The 20478-nt window shown below is 38.9% G+C and carries 26 protein-coding genes; all 26 read right to left on the reverse strand.

Features of this window, described 5'->3' with window-relative positions:
• Positions 1-12: 12 nt before the first annotated feature.
• Entirely contained in the window at positions 13-1548 is a 1536-nt protein-coding gene (locus ACQKN4_RS23420) for a hypothetical protein (RefSeq protein ID WP_427484964.1), read from the reverse strand.
• 10 nt (positions 1549-1558) lie between these two features.
• Positions 1559-2422, reverse strand: a complete 864-nt coding sequence (locus tag ACQKN4_RS23425) for a phage tail family protein (RefSeq protein ID WP_427484965.1) — start codon at positions 2420-2422, stop codon at positions 1559-1561.
• Between the two features lie 19 nt (positions 2423-2441).
• The gene (locus ACQKN4_RS23430) at positions 2442-7013 is read right to left on the reverse strand and encodes a hypothetical protein (protein ID WP_427484966.1); all 4572 of its coding nucleotides are present in this window, start codon (positions 7011-7013) and stop codon (positions 2442-2444) included.
• Positions 7014-7018: 5 nt separating this feature from the next.
• The gene (locus tag ACQKN4_RS23435; protein WP_427484967.1) at positions 7019-7315 is read right to left on the reverse strand and encodes a hypothetical protein; all 297 of its coding nucleotides are present in this window, start codon (positions 7313-7315) and stop codon (positions 7019-7021) included.
• A gap of 50 nt (positions 7316-7365) precedes the next feature.
• On the reverse strand, positions 7366-7842 hold the full coding sequence (locus ACQKN4_RS23440; protein WP_427484968.1) for a tail assembly chaperone: 477 nt from the start codon (positions 7840-7842) through the stop codon (positions 7366-7368).
• Positions 7843-7904: 62 nt separating this feature from the next.
• Positions 7905-8675, reverse strand: coding sequence for a phage major tail protein, TP901-1 family (locus ACQKN4_RS23445; protein ID WP_427484969.1), 771 nt, complete (start codon positions 8673-8675; stop codon positions 7905-7907).
• Positions 8676-8718: 43 nt separating this feature from the next.
• Positions 8719-9162 (reverse strand): DUF3168 domain-containing protein, encoded by a 444-nt coding sequence (locus ACQKN4_RS23450; RefSeq protein ID WP_427484970.1) that lies wholly within the window; start codon positions 9160-9162, stop codon positions 8719-8721.
• Positions 9159-9575, reverse strand: a complete 417-nt coding sequence (locus ACQKN4_RS23455; protein WP_427484971.1) for an HK97-gp10 family putative phage morphogenesis protein — start codon at positions 9573-9575, stop codon at positions 9159-9161. Before ACQKN4_RS23455 ends, ACQKN4_RS23450 begins: the two co-directional genes overlap by 4 nt.
• Positions 9575-9895, reverse strand: a complete 321-nt coding sequence (locus tag ACQKN4_RS23460; RefSeq protein ID WP_427484972.1) for a phage head closure protein — start codon at positions 9893-9895, stop codon at positions 9575-9577. The genes ACQKN4_RS23455 and ACQKN4_RS23460 overlap by 1 nt, the downstream gene beginning before the upstream one ends.
• 1 nt (position 9896) lies before the next feature.
• On the reverse strand, positions 9897-10229 hold the full coding sequence (locus ACQKN4_RS23465) for a hypothetical protein (protein WP_427484973.1): 333 nt from the start codon (positions 10227-10229) through the stop codon (positions 9897-9899).
• The gene (locus ACQKN4_RS23470) at positions 10210-10341 is read right to left on the reverse strand and encodes a hypothetical protein (protein WP_427484974.1); all 132 of its coding nucleotides are present in this window, start codon (positions 10339-10341) and stop codon (positions 10210-10212) included. The genes ACQKN4_RS23465 and ACQKN4_RS23470 overlap by 20 nt, the downstream gene beginning before the upstream one ends.
• Before the next feature lie 46 nt (positions 10342-10387).
• Positions 10388-11353, reverse strand: coding sequence for a major capsid protein (locus ACQKN4_RS23475; protein ID WP_427484975.1), 966 nt, complete (start codon positions 11351-11353; stop codon positions 10388-10390).
• Between the two features lie 13 nt (positions 11354-11366).
• A complete protein-coding gene (locus ACQKN4_RS23480; RefSeq protein ID WP_427484976.1) occupies positions 11367-11969 on the reverse strand; it encodes a phage scaffolding protein in 603 nt (200 codons plus the stop codon).
• Between the two features lie 129 nt (positions 11970-12098).
• Positions 12099-12533, reverse strand: coding sequence for a hypothetical protein (locus ACQKN4_RS23485; RefSeq protein WP_427484977.1), 435 nt, complete (start codon positions 12531-12533; stop codon positions 12099-12101).
• Positions 12530-12757, reverse strand: coding sequence for a hypothetical protein (locus tag ACQKN4_RS23490; RefSeq protein ID WP_427484978.1), 228 nt, complete (start codon positions 12755-12757; stop codon positions 12530-12532). The genes ACQKN4_RS23485 and ACQKN4_RS23490 overlap by 4 nt, the downstream gene beginning before the upstream one ends.
• Before the next feature lie 2 nt (positions 12758-12759).
• Positions 12760-13779: a phage minor head protein gene (locus ACQKN4_RS23495; protein ID WP_427484979.1), complete on the reverse strand. Its 1020-nt coding sequence runs from the start codon at positions 13777-13779 to the stop codon at positions 12760-12762.
• Complete coding sequence (locus ACQKN4_RS23500) at positions 13776-15347, reverse strand: phage portal protein (protein WP_427484980.1); 1572 nt, start codon at positions 15345-15347, stop codon at positions 13776-13778. Before ACQKN4_RS23500 ends, ACQKN4_RS23495 begins: the two co-directional genes overlap by 4 nt.
• Before the next feature lie 15 nt (positions 15348-15362).
• Positions 15363-16634, reverse strand: coding sequence for a PBSX family phage terminase large subunit (locus ACQKN4_RS23505; protein WP_427484981.1), 1272 nt, complete (start codon positions 16632-16634; stop codon positions 15363-15365).
• Positions 16624-17079, reverse strand: a complete 456-nt coding sequence (locus tag ACQKN4_RS23510; RefSeq protein WP_427484982.1) for a terminase small subunit — start codon at positions 17077-17079, stop codon at positions 16624-16626. The genes ACQKN4_RS23505 and ACQKN4_RS23510 overlap by 11 nt, the downstream gene beginning before the upstream one ends.
• A 74-nt stretch (positions 17080-17153) precedes the next feature.
• Positions 17154-17822, reverse strand: a complete 669-nt coding sequence (locus tag ACQKN4_RS23515) for a hypothetical protein (RefSeq protein ID WP_427484983.1) — start codon at positions 17820-17822, stop codon at positions 17154-17156.
• A 162-nt stretch (positions 17823-17984) separates the two neighbouring features.
• On the reverse strand, positions 17985-18203 hold the full coding sequence (locus tag ACQKN4_RS23520) for a hypothetical protein (RefSeq protein ID WP_427484984.1): 219 nt from the start codon (positions 18201-18203) through the stop codon (positions 17985-17987).
• Between the two features lie 541 nt (positions 18204-18744).
• Positions 18745-19191, reverse strand: a complete 447-nt coding sequence (locus tag ACQKN4_RS23525) for a helix-turn-helix transcriptional regulator (protein ID WP_427484985.1) — start codon at positions 19189-19191, stop codon at positions 18745-18747.
• 129 nt (positions 19192-19320) lie between these two features.
• Complete coding sequence (locus ACQKN4_RS23530) at positions 19321-19557, reverse strand: hypothetical protein (protein ID WP_427484986.1); 237 nt, start codon at positions 19555-19557, stop codon at positions 19321-19323.
• 3 nt (positions 19558-19560) lie between these two features.
• Positions 19561-19812, reverse strand: a complete 252-nt coding sequence (locus ACQKN4_RS23535) for a hypothetical protein (protein ID WP_427484987.1) — start codon at positions 19810-19812, stop codon at positions 19561-19563.
• A gap of 28 nt (positions 19813-19840) precedes the next feature.
• Positions 19841-20095, reverse strand: coding sequence for a hypothetical protein (locus ACQKN4_RS23540; protein WP_427484988.1), 255 nt, complete (start codon positions 20093-20095; stop codon positions 19841-19843).
• A partial coding sequence (locus tag ACQKN4_RS23545) for a RusA family crossover junction endodeoxyribonuclease (RefSeq protein ID WP_427484989.1) occupies positions 20080-20478 on the reverse strand: 399 nt, incomplete at its 5' end. The genes ACQKN4_RS23545 and ACQKN4_RS23540, both read right to left, overlap by 16 nt.

The following is a 20478-nucleotide window of genomic DNA, read 5'->3' on the forward strand; positions in this document are numbered from 1 at the left end:
TCCCCTTACTCATTAGGCGTCTGTAAACCCTAACGTAGTAATACCCAAGTCAAATGATTGGACACTACTATAGTATTCTGTATTGTTATCTTGCATAGCCCATATCTCTATTAGGTCGCCATCCTTAACAGTTATATCTTCTGTAAAGTAAGATGCAGTCCTATCATAAACTGAACGTTCAATACCTATAGGGACACCGTTTACATAAATTTTCCCCCTACAAGTATTATTACTTGATGCCCATATATTGAACCTAACTCTATACGTACTACCTACGGCAACTCGGCACCCCATTATCTTGGTAAACTTTGTTTGCCATACGTTATAAGCAGCTGGGTATTTATATACATAAAAATCCCCAGCGCCCAAAGGAACAACGGTACCTTGCACACCATCAATAGTTACACCTTTTCTGATGTTGCCTGCTGTAAGTTGAGATAAATCGAGTGATCCAGTAATGTCTCCAATATCACTTGTAGCCGTTTTTCCTTTTCTTATATCGTTGGCTACTGCATTTCCACTCCCCCCTTCACCCTGTAAGATAAAAGCCCCATCACGATAACGAACTGTATAAACGCCGTTAGCTTTCCCATTACTAAATGGTGTGCCATTCGCTTTCTTGATAGGGATAGCGCTTAATCCATTAATGTTTAATGACATAGCTGCTGTACTGTTGGATTTTACAGGGAACGACACACCTAAGCCGTTTTTATAGCTTGTAAGACCTTCCAACGTTGCGGTTAATGCATTCGCTGTACCTCCTATAGTTTCAATCCATTTAACATGTGAAACATCAAATATATGGTTAGAAAGTCCATTCTCTAAATTCGCTATTCTTGCTGCTAAATTTGCTGCTACATCACCACTCAGGATATCTTTGATGGACTCAAACCATGTTAAAAATTCTTGTTCTCTTTCAGCTTGCCATACTTCAAATTCATTTTTCTGTTGTACCTGCCACGCTTCTAAATCGTTCTCAAGCGTTTGCTTCTTGTTATTAAACCAATAATCCCATTGTTGCTGGAACACGCTTGTCGGTACACTAATAAGCGAATAAACGATACCACATAAATCTTCTTTCATACGTTCATCGATGAGTTTTAATGGCTCTAAGGATGATGTGTTTTTGGTAAGTCGAATTTGAGCTAACGATAATTCAAATACGTATTGATCACGTTGTAAAGTTGGTGGTACAGGGTTAGCAGCTGATACTCCTTCTTTCACAAATAATCTAATATATCGTGCATTGTTACGTTTATCCAACCGCAAAACAATACGGTCAATACGGTCTAGATTCGGCTCAGGTAAACCATGTGTTAAGAATAATGGTAGTGTATTTTGATATTGATAGCCTTGTATTAATGCTTCTCCAGCCTCTATATACGTTTGCATCGTTCCTGCATTTACTTTTACTTGTAGGTTAGGTGAACCGTTCTTATGTAGCAGTCCACTCGATAACACGTTAGCAAAGTAATCCGCAAAATCACTCGCATAATGCCAGCGTTCATCCCCCGGTGCACTATTAAAAAACTTAAATATTTCAGCCATATTTGCCCTCCTATACTGCGTTGTAGCGTTTATGGTAGCTGATGTTTACGACAGCCCCTTGTACATCGTTGTCAGCCGTATAATTAATGTCGTTTTCTCCTAGCTGTAATTTGAAAAAGATACTATCTAAATCAAGCCAGTTGGTTACGTCTCTACGAGCTCCATTTACACCAACAAATTCAACCATTTTTATGTTAGGTGTCGTATCGATGACCATCTTCTCGCCTTCAGCTAATGTTTGGTTGACCTTGATAAACTCTTCAGTGGTTACATTTTCGATTTTCGGATTTTTAGCAGGTCCATAAAACTCGATATATAGTGGTGCTGCCGCATCACCATCGTTGTTGATAATACGTCTATCTCTCTGCATCCCCATTTGAAATGGTCCGCTAAACGGAAACTGAAACAACGGCTTGAATGCTGGTTCTTCATCGATTTTTAAACTGCGCCAGTACGGATCCGGTGCAACAAAATTAATCATTGTCTTTTGTAAGGTTTTAGCTCGACCACCACCATCCGGAAATATCGGCACACTTGATGCGACTACTAAAATCTCTCGTACTAGATAGTCATTTTCATAACGTAGAGTTCCGGGACCTAACTTCGGGTTAGCAATGCGGGCAATCTCCGTTCTCCGCCTAGAAACCGTTTCATATCCACCCTCATCTACTGCATTTACGATAAGAAACGTAATATCAATTTCACGTTCTTCAAGTAGAACATCAATCAATGTGCTACCGTCTTCGTATGGTACCCGTTGCGTTTGTATATTGGTTGGTACATCACCAAGCCCTGTAATTTCTTGCAAATAAAAAGGAGGACCGCCAAATGTGACGGACTCTCCAAAACGATTGGTATATGTGACTGTCTCCACTAGACGACCACTCCTTTAATTAATTGAAAGCCATTTGTTGAGCTACTTTTTTCAATTGACGCGCATTCTCTGATGGAGATAAATGCTTCGGTGAATGTAAGTGTACCTCTTGATGCACACCGTTAGCATTCGCACCTTGTCCACCTTCACCTTTTACCTCGACATCAACTTTCACCTTGTGTTCAATCTCAGTTTGAATGGCATCGATAGCTCCGTTAATATCACTGATAATATCACTAACTTCAACGTGCGGTTGAATCCACTCAGCCACTCTTTCAGCAGCTTTAATGGCATCTGATTTCATGTCTGCCATACCGATGATGATCCCTTTAACCAAGTTATGACCGACCATCTTTTTACCCCAACGTGAAGGTGAATGAATGTCTAGCGCCCCTTGAATAGTAGCTTTGATACTTTCAGCAATTGATTGCGCTTGTGCAAGTAAATCAGGTGTTAACTCTGATAACCCTTGTTGCATACCTTTAATCACGTTACGGCCAATAGAAGGCATCGTTGCTACCATTGCATTAAACTCTTTTGTGGTACCAGTTCGTACTTCTTTAATTTTATTGACCCATTCCGTTTTATAGATGTCTAACTGGGAAGCCGTTTCAGTTGTTAACTCATCAATCTTTTTAGCTGTTTCTTCTTTCATTCCAGTTAACTCTAACTCTGCTTGCGAACGTGCTAGACTAGATTTTTCTTGCCATAAAGCTACGTATTCAGTTAGTTGGGACTCACTTAAAGTATTTAAAGCCGCGATCTCAGCAGAGGCGTTAGGACCCAATGCTTGCAGTTCGGATAATAACCCTTGGTCAATGTTTCTAGCACCTAAAGCTTGCAGATTAGCTGCCCATTCTTGGAATGCCTGATTTTGACCTCTCAAGTTATCAATCAACTTTTGTCCAGATACAGCGGCTTTCTCTTCCATTTCATCAAATAGTCCAACAACGCTATATAAAGACTGCTGTCGCGATTTAACTGCATCCTCATATTCTTTGGTAAGCGCTTTGGAACCATCAATAAGCTTTTGGTTAGCTTCCTGAATCTTAGTTGTATACTCTTCATTAAGAGAAATTAGCTTATCGTGAATTTCTTTCTTCGTTTGCGCCACTTTTTCTTCGTAGTAGATACGCTCTTCGCTACCCTTGGCATATTGCTGCATGTACTTTTTGTATGCGGCTAGTTCTTGGGTAAGTGACAGCTGATTGAAATTCTTTTTGCGTTCAATATAGTTTTTCTCTTTTTCAAACTGCTCTTTGGCTAATTCATTCATTGCTTTGTTGTAATTATTTTGTGCTATAATACGCTCTTTTGTGTTTTCCTTAAACAGCGTCGTTGCGTACTTCCAATACCCTGCTTGTTGTTCTGTAGACCACATTTCGAGCGACTCTTTATTAGAAACAAACTGTTCTAATGCTTCCAGCGTTTCTTTTTGTGATTTGCTTCTCGCTTTTGCAAGTGCATCAGCTTCTTGCTTCGCTAGTTTCTCGCGACTTGCTGCCGCATCTTTCATAATGTTGTTAATGCGTTCTTGTTGAGCCTTTGTATTTGTTTGAGTCTTTTTAGATGCAGAAGCTTTAATGACAGCTATCTGTTGTTCGGCCTTACGATCAACTTCAGCACGTTTTTTTGCGTAATCCTTTTGGATGGTGATAGCGTCTGCACTTGTATTTGACGATGCATTTTTAACGATATTATTGATGTTATCCATCGCTGATTTGGTTGTTGTAATAGACTTGCTAAAGTCAGGAATTGCCTTAGTGGACATTAGATTAGTAGCTTTTTGTACAACGTTTGTTGTTGCTTCAATACCTTTTGCCACACCGATAGGAATCCATTTAGCAATGGCAATCATTACACGAGAAGGCGAGTGAATTCCTAACGCTGACTTAACCCAAGAAGGAATTAAATCTGTTAAACTACTTAATGCTGACGCAACAGCGCCAAATGAGTCTGTAATACCTTTGATTAAGCCGTTTATGATGTCTTTACCAATCTGTATTAGCTTAATATTTTCTAGGAATGTCTTAGCTGCATTCCAACCTGTTTCTATTGCTGTTTTAACACCAGTCATTGCGGTTTCGACAGTTGTTTTAATACCGTTCCAAGTGGTAGTAATAATAGTTTTAATGCCATTCAAAACTGTTGTTACGACTGATTTAATACCATTCCAGATTGATGAAACAACACTCTTGATGCCGTTTAGGATACTCGTAATTGTGCTTTTAATTGCATTCCAAACGGATGAGACAGTACTCTTGATGTTATTTAGTATTGAGGAAATAACACTCTTTATTCCATTCCAAACCGTAGTGACAACAGACTTGATAGCATTTAGAACCGTTGTAATAACTGATTTAATGGCGTTCCAAACTGTTGAAATTATTGATTTTGTGGTATTTGAAACTGTTTGGATCGTTGTTTTTATACCATTAAAGATTGTTGTTACAACTGTTTTAATCGCATTAAGAGTATTTGTAAAAATACCCTTAATAACTGTCCAAACAGTTTGTATTATTGATTTAGCCGAACTACCAAATGCTTTCAGTGGGCCAAGTAATTTACCTACAAAGTAAAGGTTAACTATTCCCCAAATAGCTTGTACTGCTCCACCAAGTATTTGCTTAATACCATCCCAAACACCTTGCCAGTCTCCTCTGAATAAAGCTGAGAATGTATTGACGATTCCAAGAATTACATCAATTGCGCCCTGGATAACGTTCATTATTGCTTCCCACGTTGAAACAACAAGAGCTTTAACTACTGGCCAAACAAACTGCATGATTGCCCCAATCGCTGACATCACAGTTGTAACAACTGTACCGATAACGTTCCAAACAGCCGATGCGGTCGCCATAATACTTGCTTGGTTTTCATTCCAAAATGCTGTGATTTGTGACCATACTGACGTAATCAAACCACTAACAGCTGTTACTACAGTTGAAATTCCTGTTTTGATTGCTTCCCATACAGTTAAAACTTGAGCTCTGAAGGTTTCGTTAGTTTGATATAACCCTACAAACACAGCGATTAATCCTGCTATAGCTGCAGCAACTAACGCTACAGGAGCAGTAATGAATCCTAATGCTCCACCTGTCGCCTCTAATGCAGGTGTCATTTTTAAAAGAGTACCGCCGAAATCTGATATTAATGATTTAACACCTTTGAATGATTTGCCCCATATCCCAACTACTTTCCCTGCACCTTTAAATAAAGTACCGAAGGCAATAACGTTAGGTACGATAGCAAGCAAAGCTCCACCAAAAGAAATTAATCCAGCTATAATAACACCGATAGTTCGATTGCCTTCCATCATGGAATTCACAAATTCTAATACGTTATTTGCAACATTAATAATGGTTGCTCCTAATGGGGCCATACCAATTCCTAGATTGACTAAAAACTGTGTTAAATTTCCGATTAGCTGTATAACACTAGGTGCTGTTTGATGTACATAATCAATAAACTGTTGGAAACCTTGGTTTTGACTAAGAGTAGCTGACCACTCTTTAAATCGACCCATCATAGATACTAAGCCGTCCATCATGCCTGATGATGATCCAGCGAATGCACTGAAGAAGTAAACAACTCCCGCTGTTGCATCACGGAATATAGCTCGAATCTTTGGCATGTTAGTGTTCACATAATCCATGAACGCTTGGAATTTCGCACTACCACTTAATCCATTCGCCCATTCAGCAAATCTTGCGGTCATTTCCTCGAAGCCTTTGGCGGTACTTGCGCTTAATGGTGCAAAGGCTGTAAGCATTGATAGCAGCCCTTTAAATACGTTTCCGAATGAGCGACCAAAAGTCTCAAGCATTGGACCGCCTGAAGTATTAAGATACTCCAAGAAATTCTGGATTGGTGGTGTGCCTATTGCTGTATTTAGCTGAGCCATCAAATTGGCTACAGCTTGTGCGCTAGATAAAAATAACGGTCGCAACTTATTGAGTATGGCATCAGTTGCTTGCATACTACTCGTAAAGGCCTGCAAAACTGGTTTTTCCGTCTCTTTTACAAGTGACTGATATGTGGTTTTTACAGCATCAAACGAATTTTTAGCTTGCTGTTGAACTGCGTTTAATTTCGCTTCTTCATCAAATAACTTTTTGATTGTTGGAATCGCAACAGCGGCAAATGCTCCGGCTGCCGCACCAGCTGCCATAAATGCTCCAGCTAATGCAAATGTAGAACCAGCGACAACACCAATCATTGGACCTAAATTCGCAATAGCTACAGCGACATTAGCTAAAATAGGCGCCAATGCCGGAAAGACGGTCATTATTGTACCCATTACGGTGTGTTGCATTAGCTCGCCAAACGCACGGATATTTACTGCAATCCGTTGAATCTTCCTTTGGAAGTCCTCAATACGAGCCTCGATATTTATGACGACTTTATCTCGTGAGAGAGCAAGCATTTTCGCTTTAACTTCGGCTGATTTTCGTTTAAATTGTGCAACATCAGCACCGATGTCCACTCGTACATCATTTGCTGCACTTTTGATTGTGCTTTGTACTTGGCGCATCTTCGCCATAAACTCAGTAATACGTGCACCAATTTTTGCTGTAAAGTTTCCGTTCATTGCCATCACCCTTTCTTACTTAAATTTTCAGCCCATTTCTTCATTGCTTCTTGCGCCTTAGCATGACGAGTTGTATCAATCTTCTTCGCTTCTTTCCATGTGTTATCACCGTCAATGATTCGTTTACGAGCGCTTTTTGCATCGAATAAATCTTTTTCGATGTTCAGCTTCTTCTTGTTGGTTGCGATTCGATTAAAAACAGCCATTCGCGCCATGTTGTCTAAGTCATCAACAACCTGTAACATGGCACCTTTTTTGAATGCTTTGTACTCATTAGGAGTCCATGACATGATTAGATCCACATCATAGACACCCATGCATTGCGCTACATCAGTTAAAACTTCGAGCCATTCTAGTCCGTCGACTCTGTTGTTTCGCCCAACAGCTCCGCCTTCCCGTCTAACATGATTTGAGCACCCATCGCGTTCTCTTCTTTCTCCTCGTCCGTTTTGCCCATATCTTTGAACTTCTCTAAGTTCTTCCAAAACGTCTTGGCATCTTTTTTGAAAAAACCCGAAGAATCTATTTCACGGAATGCCTCTTTGAATAGTTCTTCTGTGCCTTTGTCTTTATCGATTCGCGCTTCTATAGCTTCCTCGATTTCAACGATTTTCGGGCGTCCTTTAGAACCTAAGTGAGCTAAACCACAATCCCAAAAAGCTTTTAATGCGTCTATATCAAATTGTAGTAATCCTGTATAAATTGCACTAAAGCCACCTACATCGTTACCTTCTTTGTCTGTTTGGTTGTAGTTTTTATCTGCTAAATTTTTAAACGCAAAACCGAATTTCGCCTCTTGTTGTTTCTCTGCAATTGTTAATGTAGCCATGTGTAATAGCCCTCCTAATGTTTTATAAGTAAAATAAAAAGCACTCTTTATAAGTGCTTTGATTATGAAGCTGTAACTGTCACTGCAACCGTTGTTGTTTTACCACCACTCGCTGTTGTGATTGTTACTGTTGCTGAACCTTCAGCTACACCTGTAATAAGCCCTGTAGATGTAACAGTAGCAATAGAATTGTCGCTTGAAGTAAATGTAACGTTCTTATTTGTTGCCTCTGCCGGAAGAACAGTTACTGTAAGTTGACGAGTGCTGCCAACTACCACTGAAGTTGTCTGAGGTGACGCAGAAACACTATCTACCGCAATCCCATCTGTTTGTCCTTTTCCGAATTCACCCGTTTTCTCACCAGGTGCTTCAAATCCATAAGTTGCAAATTCGATAACTTCTGGCGGTAGTGGGTCTAGCTCATCTTTCTTTGACTTACCGATAACTTGTAGAGTTGTCGATAATTCTTGGAACCCATCACCGGGACTAGAATATTCTACATTTTCTACTAACGTATAAGCGAAAATAGTATCATGCTTACCATTCGCATTAAGGTTTAAATCTATTTCCCAGACTTTCAATTGAACTTCATTGTCAATAGCATCTGCGACAGCTTTTTGTCCTGGATCATTTTTGTCACCAAACATGGTTGCTTCAAAGCTTTCTGACGATTGTCCATAGGCTAAAATACGCCCGAATTTTGTTTGTTCGTCAACAAGCTCATTCTCTTTTGAGCGCGAGTTTTCAGTTAGGTTACCTAATAAGAAACCATCAGCACCTAATGCTGCGGTAGCGAGTTGCACCATTAAAATTGTATCTTTACCACTTTGCATGTGTGTTTTCCCTCCTAAAATAAAAACAGCCCCATAAGGACTGTTAGATGTTTTGTACTTTGTATTGAATTGATAAAATGCCATGCTTTACATTGGGGCTATTATCGTCTATAACACGAGATTCACGTCTTGTGATACTTAATACTCTTGCGTTTGGAATCACGTAATTCCGAGCCATTAAAGCCATCTGACAAGCCGATAACATTTCATATACCTTACGCTTGCCACTATAACTATCGTTGTCTTTCCACCAAGCATGTATCGTAAATGTGATCGTTTCGATATTGCTTGTTTTGGTATCAAAAGGACTTGAGTAAGGCTCTGAAATTGTTACATAAGGATAAGGTGTATTCTCGTCTACTGCATCGTACACACCTAAATCTTCATCATCCTTACGTGTGATACTTGTTAATGCTTCACAAGCTGTTAACTTCTGAAAAATGACCCTCTGTAAATTGAAGAAAGGCAAGGCATAATAATTTGTCATAAGCCTAATCGCCTCATTTCTTTCATGAAATAGTCTCTTCCAGCATCAACGGCGGGACCCCAGAATGGTTGAGCTTTCATACCATCTGTTGTTACATAACGGCCAAGTTTAGTACTGTAGTAAGTCCACGGTGTTTTACGACCATTTCCTTTCTCTGCATAAATACCGGTACCGTATTCAACGTATATTGCATAATTTGCACCCACTGTAACAATAGCGTTGTATTTACCTATCATCTTCATTTCGATGGAATCTCGTAAACTTCCATCATCGACAGGAGCAAGTGCTTTCGCTTCTGTCTGAATCAGTCTCGCTGTTTCGTGAACTACGTCTGAGACTTTATCAAGAAGTCCTTTCTCGAAACGCTTAGCTGCTTTCATTAGTTGGCGACCTGAGTAAGTAATTCTAGCCATTATTCAGTCACCAACTTTAACGCAACACGCATGATTTCGTGTTGTCCACCTTGGTCCTCAGCACGGCCAGCGAAAGCATATATTTCACCTTCATAGCGTAGTCGCATACTAGATGTAAGGTCAGTTCGATATTCGTAGTACATGTAGCGCTCCAATGGATTGTTCAATTGTTGCGCGTAATACTGATCCTTGCTCGTCGGTGTGTCTACGAAACATTCTATGGTATCGACAGGTACCCACTCAGTTTTAAAGCCTCCAGCACCATCCGATACTTTCTTCTTCTCTACCACTTCAACTTCATGTGGAAGTTCATCGCACATGTTACCACCTCAATTTCCGATAAGGTTTTAACGGCTTATAAACGGTTGCTGGTATCTCATCAGAAAAAGAATAAGCAACCGTTCCCATCGAACGACTTACAAGCCCGACTTTTAATTCAAAGTACTGACATGCTTTTGCAATAAACAACTTCATAGCACTTCGCTTTTGTCTGTCAGCACCTTCGGACATGTCAAATATGTTATTAGCCCATGAACATCCAACGTCGTATATAACAGGCGCTAACGCTGTGTAATGGTCTACTCGTTTCGCTGTAGCCTTTTCACCGTTTAGAGCAATGATTCCTTTGATTTCATCATTTGTCGGTTTCCACATCGTCTTTCACCTTCTTAGGTGCTCGTTTCGTTTGAGCCTTTGCCTTTTCTTCTTCTAGCTGTTTAGCCTTTGCAATCTCACGTCTACGTCTTTGGTAAGCTGTAGCACTCATACCATCACCCCTTTAAATAAAAATAAGAGGGGATGCCCCTCTCTGATTAACCTAATGTAATTAAAGCAACCATACGAATGTCTTTATCTTCATAGACTTTAGACCAGTTAGCTGCTTTCTCTAATTCAGCATTTGTTGGTGCTGTTTTAGCAACAGAAGCATTTGTAAATTTGATACCACGAGGGTGCAATACAAAGTGTTTACGGTTAATAAGAATATCTTCACCGGCTAATTTATCACGATCCGTTTCTGTTGGTACCTCTGGCGAACCTTCTGCATATCCGATAGCCCCAGCACCGAATAAATAAGTAGTGTATTTCGTTACACCATCTTTTGTTTCTGTCGGGACACCATCATCCATAATAATTCGCTTGCCTAAGTACGCTTTATAAAGCACATTACCGTTAGCATCACGTACATCTTCCAACAACCCTTGTTTAACAAGATTGAAGTAAGGAACACTGTGCATTACCAGACCCGTTAAGACTTCGTGTGCATCACCCAATTTTGACATCGTATCAACGATTGATGCACCCGAGATTTTCGCTGCATCACCTGTACCGCCAGTGATATCGTTAACGTGTGTATCGACAATAGTAGTAAACGAGCCTTTTAACGTTGAAATTAAAGCTGCTTGCATACGACGATTCCAATAGCCAGCTACTAAATCACCAATAGCTTTCATTGGATCGTCACCTGATAATGTACGGGATAGGTCTGTTGCTGACCAAGCTTTACCACGGAACAATTGTGTTGCCATATCTTGCCCTGTTGTAATCTTATCAGGTGTTAATGCCCAACCTGATGTATCTTCTAGTGATTCATCATCACCACTTAAATCATTCCAGTAAGGCATGTTAAAGTAGCGATTACCTTTACCTAATGCATTTTGTAATTCTGCTACTGGTGCAACAATACCTGATTGGTAAAGTGCTGATAATTCATTTGTACGTTGTACCGTGTAAGGATTAAACACCTCAGGTACGATAACATCTGCAATACGTGTTGTCATAAATTAATTCCTCCTACTGCCCTGCTGAGGCTTGTAATTGTTTTGCTTTTTCTGGTTCTTCACGGAACAAGCGACCTTGCTCTGTAAGATTCCAATTCTCTTTACTGAATGGGTTTGTAACTGGCTTTCCTCCACCACCTGGATTCGGAGGTGTATTACCCTTCAACCCTTCAGGAGTAAATAAATAATCGTCAGACGTTTTCAATGTTGCAAGTTGTTCATCAAGACCTACTAGCTTTCCATCTACAAGTTTGATAGATTCAACATTCAATAATGCTTTTACAGCAGTCGGATTCTTTGCCTTCGCAGTACGTAGCGCTTCCGTTAATGCAAAATCGTAATCCTTTTGAGTAAGTTGGCTTTCGAAATCGGCTTTCACTTGCTCATTTTCTTGTTGTAAACGTGTAATTTCTACCTGTAATTCTGCATTGCCTGTTGCCTTTGTTTGTAGTTCTTTTAATTGAGTATCACGATCAGTTAATTGTTGCTTATAGTCATTCACCTCAGTGATTTTGTCATCTAAGCGACTCTTAGGAACCATCGTGCCAAAACCATCTACGACTTGTTGTGCTTGTTCCTCTGTTAAACCCAATGCTATTAATTGCTCTTTATTCATTTCTATTTGCCTCCTAATTCGTTTTTATCGTGTAACGACACGTTAGGTTAGAAGCTTATTCTTTAACGTCTACAAGCTCGAAAAAGACGAAAAAAGGCATAATAAAAAGCCACTCATTCAGTGACTAAATCAAATCATATTAAATTGTTCGAAAGATAACTTTTCTTTTTCTCGGTACAATTCGCAATACTCATCAAATTTTTCGTTCGTTAAAGAATTAAGAGCCAATATTTCTTTTAAACATTTTGGACCAAGACTGTTTAACTCCTTTAGTAAACCAATATCAATGTTACGTTTAGCTAGTTTAGCAATTTCCGTACTCCATTGGGTAAATTCATCAACCTTTTTCTCAACATCCTTGTTTATGTTCTGAACAGCCTTTAATGCCTTGCTAAGTCTTGTAGTATCGATTGATCCAGATACATGTACATGAAATTCAGGTTTAACTGTAAGTGCTTTATGTGAAGCAAGTGCTTTACTCAACTCCGCAATTTCATTAACATCACCTTTGAATGTTTCAAATAACACCACTTCACCAACTATTCTTGAACGTGTATATTTCATTTACCCCACCCTTCCTCGATAGGAACGTTAAATATTTCTGCAGCCTTTTCAACAATTTCCAGTAATGCTAAGTTTGATTCTTGTGGACTTTTAGCACTAAAAATAATTTCTAATTTCACTGTGGAAAATCCATCATACCGGATTTTTGACTTGTTACCTGCTAGTCCTAGAAATTCAACGTGTTTAGAATCAGCAAAGTGACTTAAAGCTTCTGTTTCTTTCATCTCTACACCTCTCCACTAAATTTTTTCTTCCACTCTTCATAACTCACGAACGGCATAGTAACACTCGGTGGCTTTACCTGTTTGTACGCTTTGTTGAAAGCTTGCTTGTAAGTTAGGCCTAAATCCTCCATATAAGCATCAATACGAGCAGCCAATTGCTTTTGGTACGTATCATCCATGTAATCTCTGCCTCTACGGTATTCAGGCAACTTACCATTAACCATATAAATAGTATGACAACGGCACTGTATATCCATCGATGCAATGCCCCATATCCTCGGTGCTTTTGATTTCCACTCGCCATAATGGAAATAACCATCTTTATCAGCTTTCTGACCATCTAACTTTCTATGAGACTTACGAACCCTTGTATCAAGTGAGGACATCCATATCTTAGTTAATCGTGCTGATTTACTAGCCTGTTCTTCTACAGCTAGATCAGCTTGTGACCTTACTCGGCCACCCTCTGTACGAGCGACAAGAATAGCTTTCTTCCTTGTCCATCCCATAGCATTTTCAATTTTAATGGCCATGTCTGTGTAGCTTTCACCAGCAATTAAGCTTTGTGCTATCTCGATATTCAAACGTCTGATAATCTCGTTCCTGTGTGCTTCAAAGACCTTTGGTAGCGTTAAAAACTCAACTGGATTAGTTAATGCTGCTTGAATCACTTCAACAGATGGTATTTTAAAGCCCATCTCTATGGCTGTAGACTGTTGCAAGAGGTAAGCCATCATTAGATACTTCTCGATGTAAAGAAGCTCCTCTGACTCTTGAATGAGCTTAATAATCTCTTTGTAATCAGCATTTAGTTGTTGAGCAATCAGCTTCATTTCCTGATTGAAACGATTGTACTTGTTTACATCAGTCCATGTAGCTTGACCGTTCTTACCGAACTTACGATGCATTTCAAACATTTGAGCGAGTATGGCTTTTAAACGCTTGTTAAACACTTTCTCAATGTCCTTCTCAGCCTTTGACTCCATTTCGTCTAAGATTCGATTGATTTCTTGTTGGTTCATCCTCTAACCTCGCCTGTACCACCGCATTTTTTACATAGGATCCGTTTATTCGTTTTATTGCTTGTCACTTGTCCAGTACCACCGCATTCACCACAAGACTTCTTACCTTTCTTTGGTGGTGGTTCCTCACTTTCCTTCTTCAGTGGCTGATTATTTCCTTCTTCACCATCACCACCACTGTTATCACCTAAAGGTTCAAGTTCATTACCATACAACATAGCATCTCTCTCTAATCGTTCTTGCTCTTGGGCTACATCTTTTACCCACGGATGATTCTCAAGGATTGTTGTTTGCGAAATGATGCCAGAACTATCACGCGCCATTTGGACGATTTCTTTTTCATTGGTTAGTAGCAGCTTGTTAAATGTGTATGTCACGTCCCGATAATCAAATTGACCCTTCTTAGCAAGCTCACAATACGTTTGTATGAACCACATAAATTCTCGTAATGATCTTGTGGCTTTTCGTTCAAACATTGAAGCTTTCATATCCAACAATGAATATAAATTCTCTAATGCCTTACCTGAAGGAGCGTTTCCGATGATGTCTGGTGATGGATTAACACCTTGCCCAAACGTATAAAGATCCTCTTTCAACGTGTTTTTCTGTGTCTTATATGCTTCAACAGGTACTTCAGCTTTGATGGTATCTATACCACCGTTTTCGTCCAAATTGACTGCTTTATATCGTTTGAGGTTCATCATAAATTCAGCCAAAGACTCGCCTTCATACCCTCGTAAAGCAAAAATAAGTGCCTGCATATCTAGTAAGGTATTTTGTGCATCAGAAACAAGCAAGTCATAATTATCAACTGTCTCTTTGTAAAAATGCAGATCGCTTAATTCTTCGTCGTTATTCAAGAAACTAATAAACGGTACTTTGCCCCATCCCATACCTGAAACACCTTCCGCATCGGTAAAATGAGGAGCCGGATTCACTTCAGCATTTGCATCCAGTGTTAGTTCACCATCTATCATTTCGTAGAAAGTAACAGTTTCGTCGTCATATACTTCAAATTTAATGACACTATCGCTTAATGAATAAAATCGAATACCAGCTATTAACTTTTTACGTTTGCTGTAGTCGTAAATAGGGATAAAGTTTTCAGCAGGAACAACCATGTAATCGAAGTCCCCTACTTCATTCACAAATACATGAAGCCATTCCTTACCCTTATTACTAGCGCCTTTGACAAGTTCTGTGATTGTGTCTTCCCACTGCTCACCAATGATTTCCTCAAGTAATTCAAGCTGTGGTTTGTTATCAGACTTTGAACCGAACACCATCGGCTCACCTACTAAGTAAGCAACCTTTTGATCTACTAATATTTTATGAAAGCCTGAAGGTATTTTAGCGTTGATTGCATCCTTGTCTTCTACTTTTGCTTCATTCTGGTACGTGTAAATCTTGCGCTCGTTAATCTTATTATTGACTCCGTAATACTTCACACCTTCAACCATCTTGGACGTATCAAAGGCATCGTATAGCTCTTTTATTTCATCAGTAGTCTTAGGAGCGTTGTTTTTTATGTGTTCATTGAGTTCCTCTGTGTGTGTATTATCAAGCATTGTTTTCACCTTCTTCTATTTCAAAATTGTCATGCCTTTCTTGTTCCTCATATCATCTTCAAATCCATATCGCGTTGCATCAATAGTGTGGTTGTTTTTATCCTCTAAACGAGGTATTGGATTGCCATCTCTGTCCGTTTGAAAATCGATGTTTTCAAATTCTCTTGCTGTGTTTGGTGTGCGTAATGGGTCAATATAAATTGCATCTAAATCACCAAGCCACTCCTCTCCATACTCCACACTATCTGGACCTTTTTTAACAGGTTTAATTTTCTTAATACCATGTTCGTTCTTTAATTCATCATTACTTTTAGGCTCTGCACTTTCAGCTCGTATCAAATCTGATTGATAGTCTTTTTCATGGAGCCATTTGGCTAGCCGTCGATTACTTACTTTGTGGTCATATAGTTCGTCGATTGCATAAATAGAATTTCGCTTTTTATCATAATGCCAACGAACAAATGCTAGTGGATCCGGTCCATAGCCATAGTCCAAGCCATTTCGAATATTATCAAACGATGCAACCATTTCATCAGTAATTGAACCTTTTTCAATCTGTAAGTTATCAAACGGCACAACACCACTCCCTATCGCTTCACCAAGGTATTCCCACCGATAACGCAATTCATTACGCTGTTTAGCCGCCTCAGCTTCCTCGATAAACTGTTTCGATATATATGGGTTATCAAGGTAAGTGGACTTATGGACAAGCGTGTTATCAGGCTGAAATGAACTCTCATACTTCTTATTCACCCAAGACTGTTTACGTTTCGGTGGGTTGTAAGTGTAAAAAAACTTATAAAAAAGACCATTCTCAAGCTCACCACGTAGTAATGAGTTTGTAATGGTCGTTACTTCTTCTTCAGTTTTGAACTCAGCTAATTCCTCAAGCCATGCAATCGCAAATGGAAAGTTAGCACTCTTTAATGATTTAATACGAGTTGGATCTTGAGCACCACGGAAAATCATGTAGTTACCACGCGGAATGTAAGTTAATCGCATTGGCGACTTATTGATTTTAAATAGATGCGATACTCCTTGCTCGTTTATGGCCCACTTCATTTGCTCAAAGATGGACGTTTCAATCGTGTTGTCTACTTTTCGTATGCCTACAGCGTTAACAGCATATCTCATAAGCAATTGTACAACGATATGAGCTACATCAGATGACTTACCAGAACCACGACCTCCGTTACAGACAACGTTTAAAATGTCTGTTGCAACAGATGCTCGCCAAACTGAATGAAATGCTGGTGGTATCAATTCGGATAGTTTTTTAACTGCCATCGCTTTCACCACTTATGTCATCAACAAAGACCGGAGTAACAGTTGCATTGATTTCTTGTTTATCCGTCCACATTACAAAACGTTTACCAAGCATTTCAGCTGCTTTAATGCGGTCCTTTGCAGACACTTCAATATTATCGATTACTTGTGCACCTTCACCAATCCCACGTAAGGTTTCTTCTGACTGCTCACCTCGCATTATCGACGTTAGATACTCCATAATCTCTTGCTGGTCTGCAACTCGTTCGGACTTCAATTCCTCCATACGCTCGTCAATATAGGCTTTCACGCTAACATTTGTTAACATTCGACTTCCTGCTGCTCTCGCTGTCGCTTCCTTCTTAACATTCGGATATGCCTTTAAATAAGCTTCTGTTGCATTCCCTAGTTCAATATAATAATCAGCAAATGCTTGTTGCTTCACTGTTAACTTTTGTTCAATCAATGGCATCACCCCGTTATGCTAGTTGCTTTGTAAAATAAAAAAAGACGCCACTTAGACGTCAGTTCAATAATAATTTATGATTTTATCATTTCTTCAAAAATTTTTTGATCAATTCTCTTTGCCACTTTTAAATAAATTGCTTCTTTTTCTGCTTTATCTAATTCTTTACCCTCCTTTATTTCATTTCTAACAATTTGCCACTCAGCTTTTAATATCACCTGTTGATAAGTTGTTATTTTTGTTAAATAAATTTTCAAGCTAAATTCAAGTCCTACAGAACTTGGGCTAGTAGATCTTTCCATTTCTTTAATACACTTACTAACACTTTTCATCAGAAGTTTTACAATTTTTTCTGTTGGATTTAGATATAGCTCCATTAAATTGCTATAATACTTTGCTTCACTTATCGACTGTTGAATTTCTTCACTTCTAAAATGTTCATCTAATGAATACTTCCTTAAAAGCTTAGTATGCAAAAAAACAGATTTATGAAAATCAGCAAAACAATTTCGAACATTATTAATCCATTCTATCCTCTGTGTACTTATGGTATCAGCCACTCTTGCACTTCTTAAATCGATTGATGATATTTTTGCCACGGTTTTTGAGGTATTACTAGATTTAATCGCTGCAATAAGCGAAATAGCCCCAGTTATAATCACACCACCAATTGTGAAATAATCAGTAAATGAAGGTCCAGAGCTTTTCGGTTCATTAGTTAGTATAATAAATAATAATTCCATATATCCCTCCCACTCAATCATACTTTGAGAGGTAACTAATTGGAACAATTTTCTACAAATTCCACTCTCAAAAGTAAGTACCGTTGCCCAGCAGTCAAAGGGGAGGAAACTGCTCGATACTCACTTTTCAAGGCAAAATAAAAACACCCCGAAGGATGTTTGTTATCTAAAGAATTCTAGTGAAATGTTTTTTGCGGTACGTTTTTCCCTGGCAAACCTCCACATAAGACTTTCAAATGCATCTTCAAACGTATATGCAGATATGAAATCCTCGTAAATTTCGTCATCCGCAAAAATTATAGTAGCCTTAAATTCAGATGGAAAAGATTTTTCTTTACTCGGATCTTTGAAAGCTCTGATATGTCCCTGTTGGTTTAACATAAAATCACCTCCTACCGTTAAATCATAAACCAGTAGATGAAATATATGTGTTAACTTTTTGCTCTCAAAACCACATCAAACTCTGCCCTCTCATCACATAAAGTTTTGGCTGTTTGATGCAGTTTTCAAAGCAAAAGAAAAAGCCTCCATCCTAAGATGAAAGCTTTGCTAATGTGGTAATTGTCGAGTTAGCTCACTTTTAGAACCGTGGTAGAGCTGCACCACGTTATATTTGTAATGCGAATTGCGTTTTTATTTATAGTGCATTTCCGTGCACTTTGTTGCTGTAGTAAGTTTGACTAAAAAGAAAGTGGACGAAGTTCACACCACTCCTTCAGCTTTTTAGCCTTTTATATTAATTAAGATACCTAATCTCTTAAAAAATATAGGCCGGCCATGTATGTCTTGCCTCGAACACGTTTATGAGGCGCAGGTCGGTCGTCGGTCTGTCTTTCCCTAATATTTAGTATTTCATAAATACCAAAGGAAGAAACATTTACCTGTCCGACCTCCCCTTTAGTATACAATTTTCTCTTAGTCCTCACGAAACATTAGACATTTCGGACATAACGGACATTTCGGACATTTTTTGTGCTACTTCTCGAAGAATGCGTCGCACATGTCTATCTGTAATTCCCTCTAATTCTGCAATGTGTTTAGTCTTCATTCCTGATAACTTCCAGTGAAGCACAGTTATTTCACGTTCTTTTCTTAAATGCTTAGAGTATTCTTTGATGAAATCAATTTTATTGTTGTACTCATTCACCAAACGATCTGGTAGTATGCATTTATTCCTGAATGCCTGTTTAGGTGTTGGGTCACTAATGCCTCCACCTCTTGGCATTCCGATATTATCGTAATCAGCGACCATAATGTCATTTGCATATGGACTCTCTATTTCAAATCCTAAAGCTCTTTTCATGTGACTGTAACGATCAATAATTTCTAATACCTCTGTTGTACTGTAATGTTTTTGCCCTTGTTTCATAGGTTTGCCCTCCTACGGTGTGATATACTAGATTTGTGAACACCATCAAAGGGCATAAACCAATTCGAGCTGTAGCGTGTGACGACGCTGTGGCTTTTTCTGTTTCTCGTGTTGTTTAATTAAATTTTCTTAAGCTTCATTTACAGCTTTCGTATATGAACCAACGATTTCAGATATATCATTAGAAGCTTCTTTGAATCCTACTTTATAACCTTCGTCATATGCTTCCTCAATAGCTTTTTCGACCGCGCTTGCAATTAACTGTGATACAGTGATATGAAAAGATCGCTCAGGTTCAGTGCCAATTTCAATTAAATTTTCGAAAGCTTTATATGTTGCACATACTTGACATTTTGTTTCTTCCATTGTTCATTTTCCCTCCTGCATTTTTTCTTTCAAATCTTTAAATTTTGATACCAATTCAGAATTTCTCATATACGAACGCTCTTTTGTCTTAATGTTATCTAACCACCAAACAATTTCTTTCATACCAATAACATCCTGGTTATCACTAATTATTTCAGAAGTACCAGTTATAACTTTGTAGTCAATCCCGTCAATTTCGTAAATTTCCCCCGGATTAATTATTGGTCGTCCATTATAAAACTTAGGTTTTTTCATCTTTTTCTCCCCTTTTTACATATTTTTTTCAACTAACCACTTTCTGTTCACCTAGTAATCCACCAACCCGTGGCCCAATCCGTCCAGCCATTTCAAGGTCCATAACAATTAAAGCTACATTTGCACGACTGATTAAAAATCTTTTTGCGATTCTATCTATCGACACACCTGCATTCCACAGACTTATAAGTATCTCAATCTGCTTATGAGTAAAATCGAATTTCATGTTTTCGTGAACATCACCAGTAAACAAAATGTACTTCTCAGCTACTTTTCTACCCATTCAATCGTCACCTCTGCTCTAGGTTGCTCTGAATAAAACTTACGAACGTTTAGCTCAACGATTTGCGCGTCATCATGCCAGATGATTTTACTCATTCCATCCTTTATGCCCTTAATCAGGTTATCCGCATCAGGTTTCGTAGTCGGTCGTAATTCACCACTAGCTATTAGCGCTCTTTTGGGTCCTGTATGGTATTTCTTTGGTGGCATGAGATAAATATCAGCTCGTAGCTTTATCGGTCCTGTAATCAATTCTGACGGCTTATTTTGCCATGCTACGAGCTTCACGAAGTCTTTGAAGTCTTTACTCTTTGGCGCATCGTGTGTAACAACATTCTTGCCACGTCTACTAAATCGAGGTCGTTCTTGTGGTTGAATGACCCC

This window comes from Lysinibacillus sp. NPDC093692 (genome assembly GCF_050280125.1).
Lineage (GTDB): Bacteria > Bacillota > Bacilli > Bacillales_A > Planococcaceae > Lysinibacillus.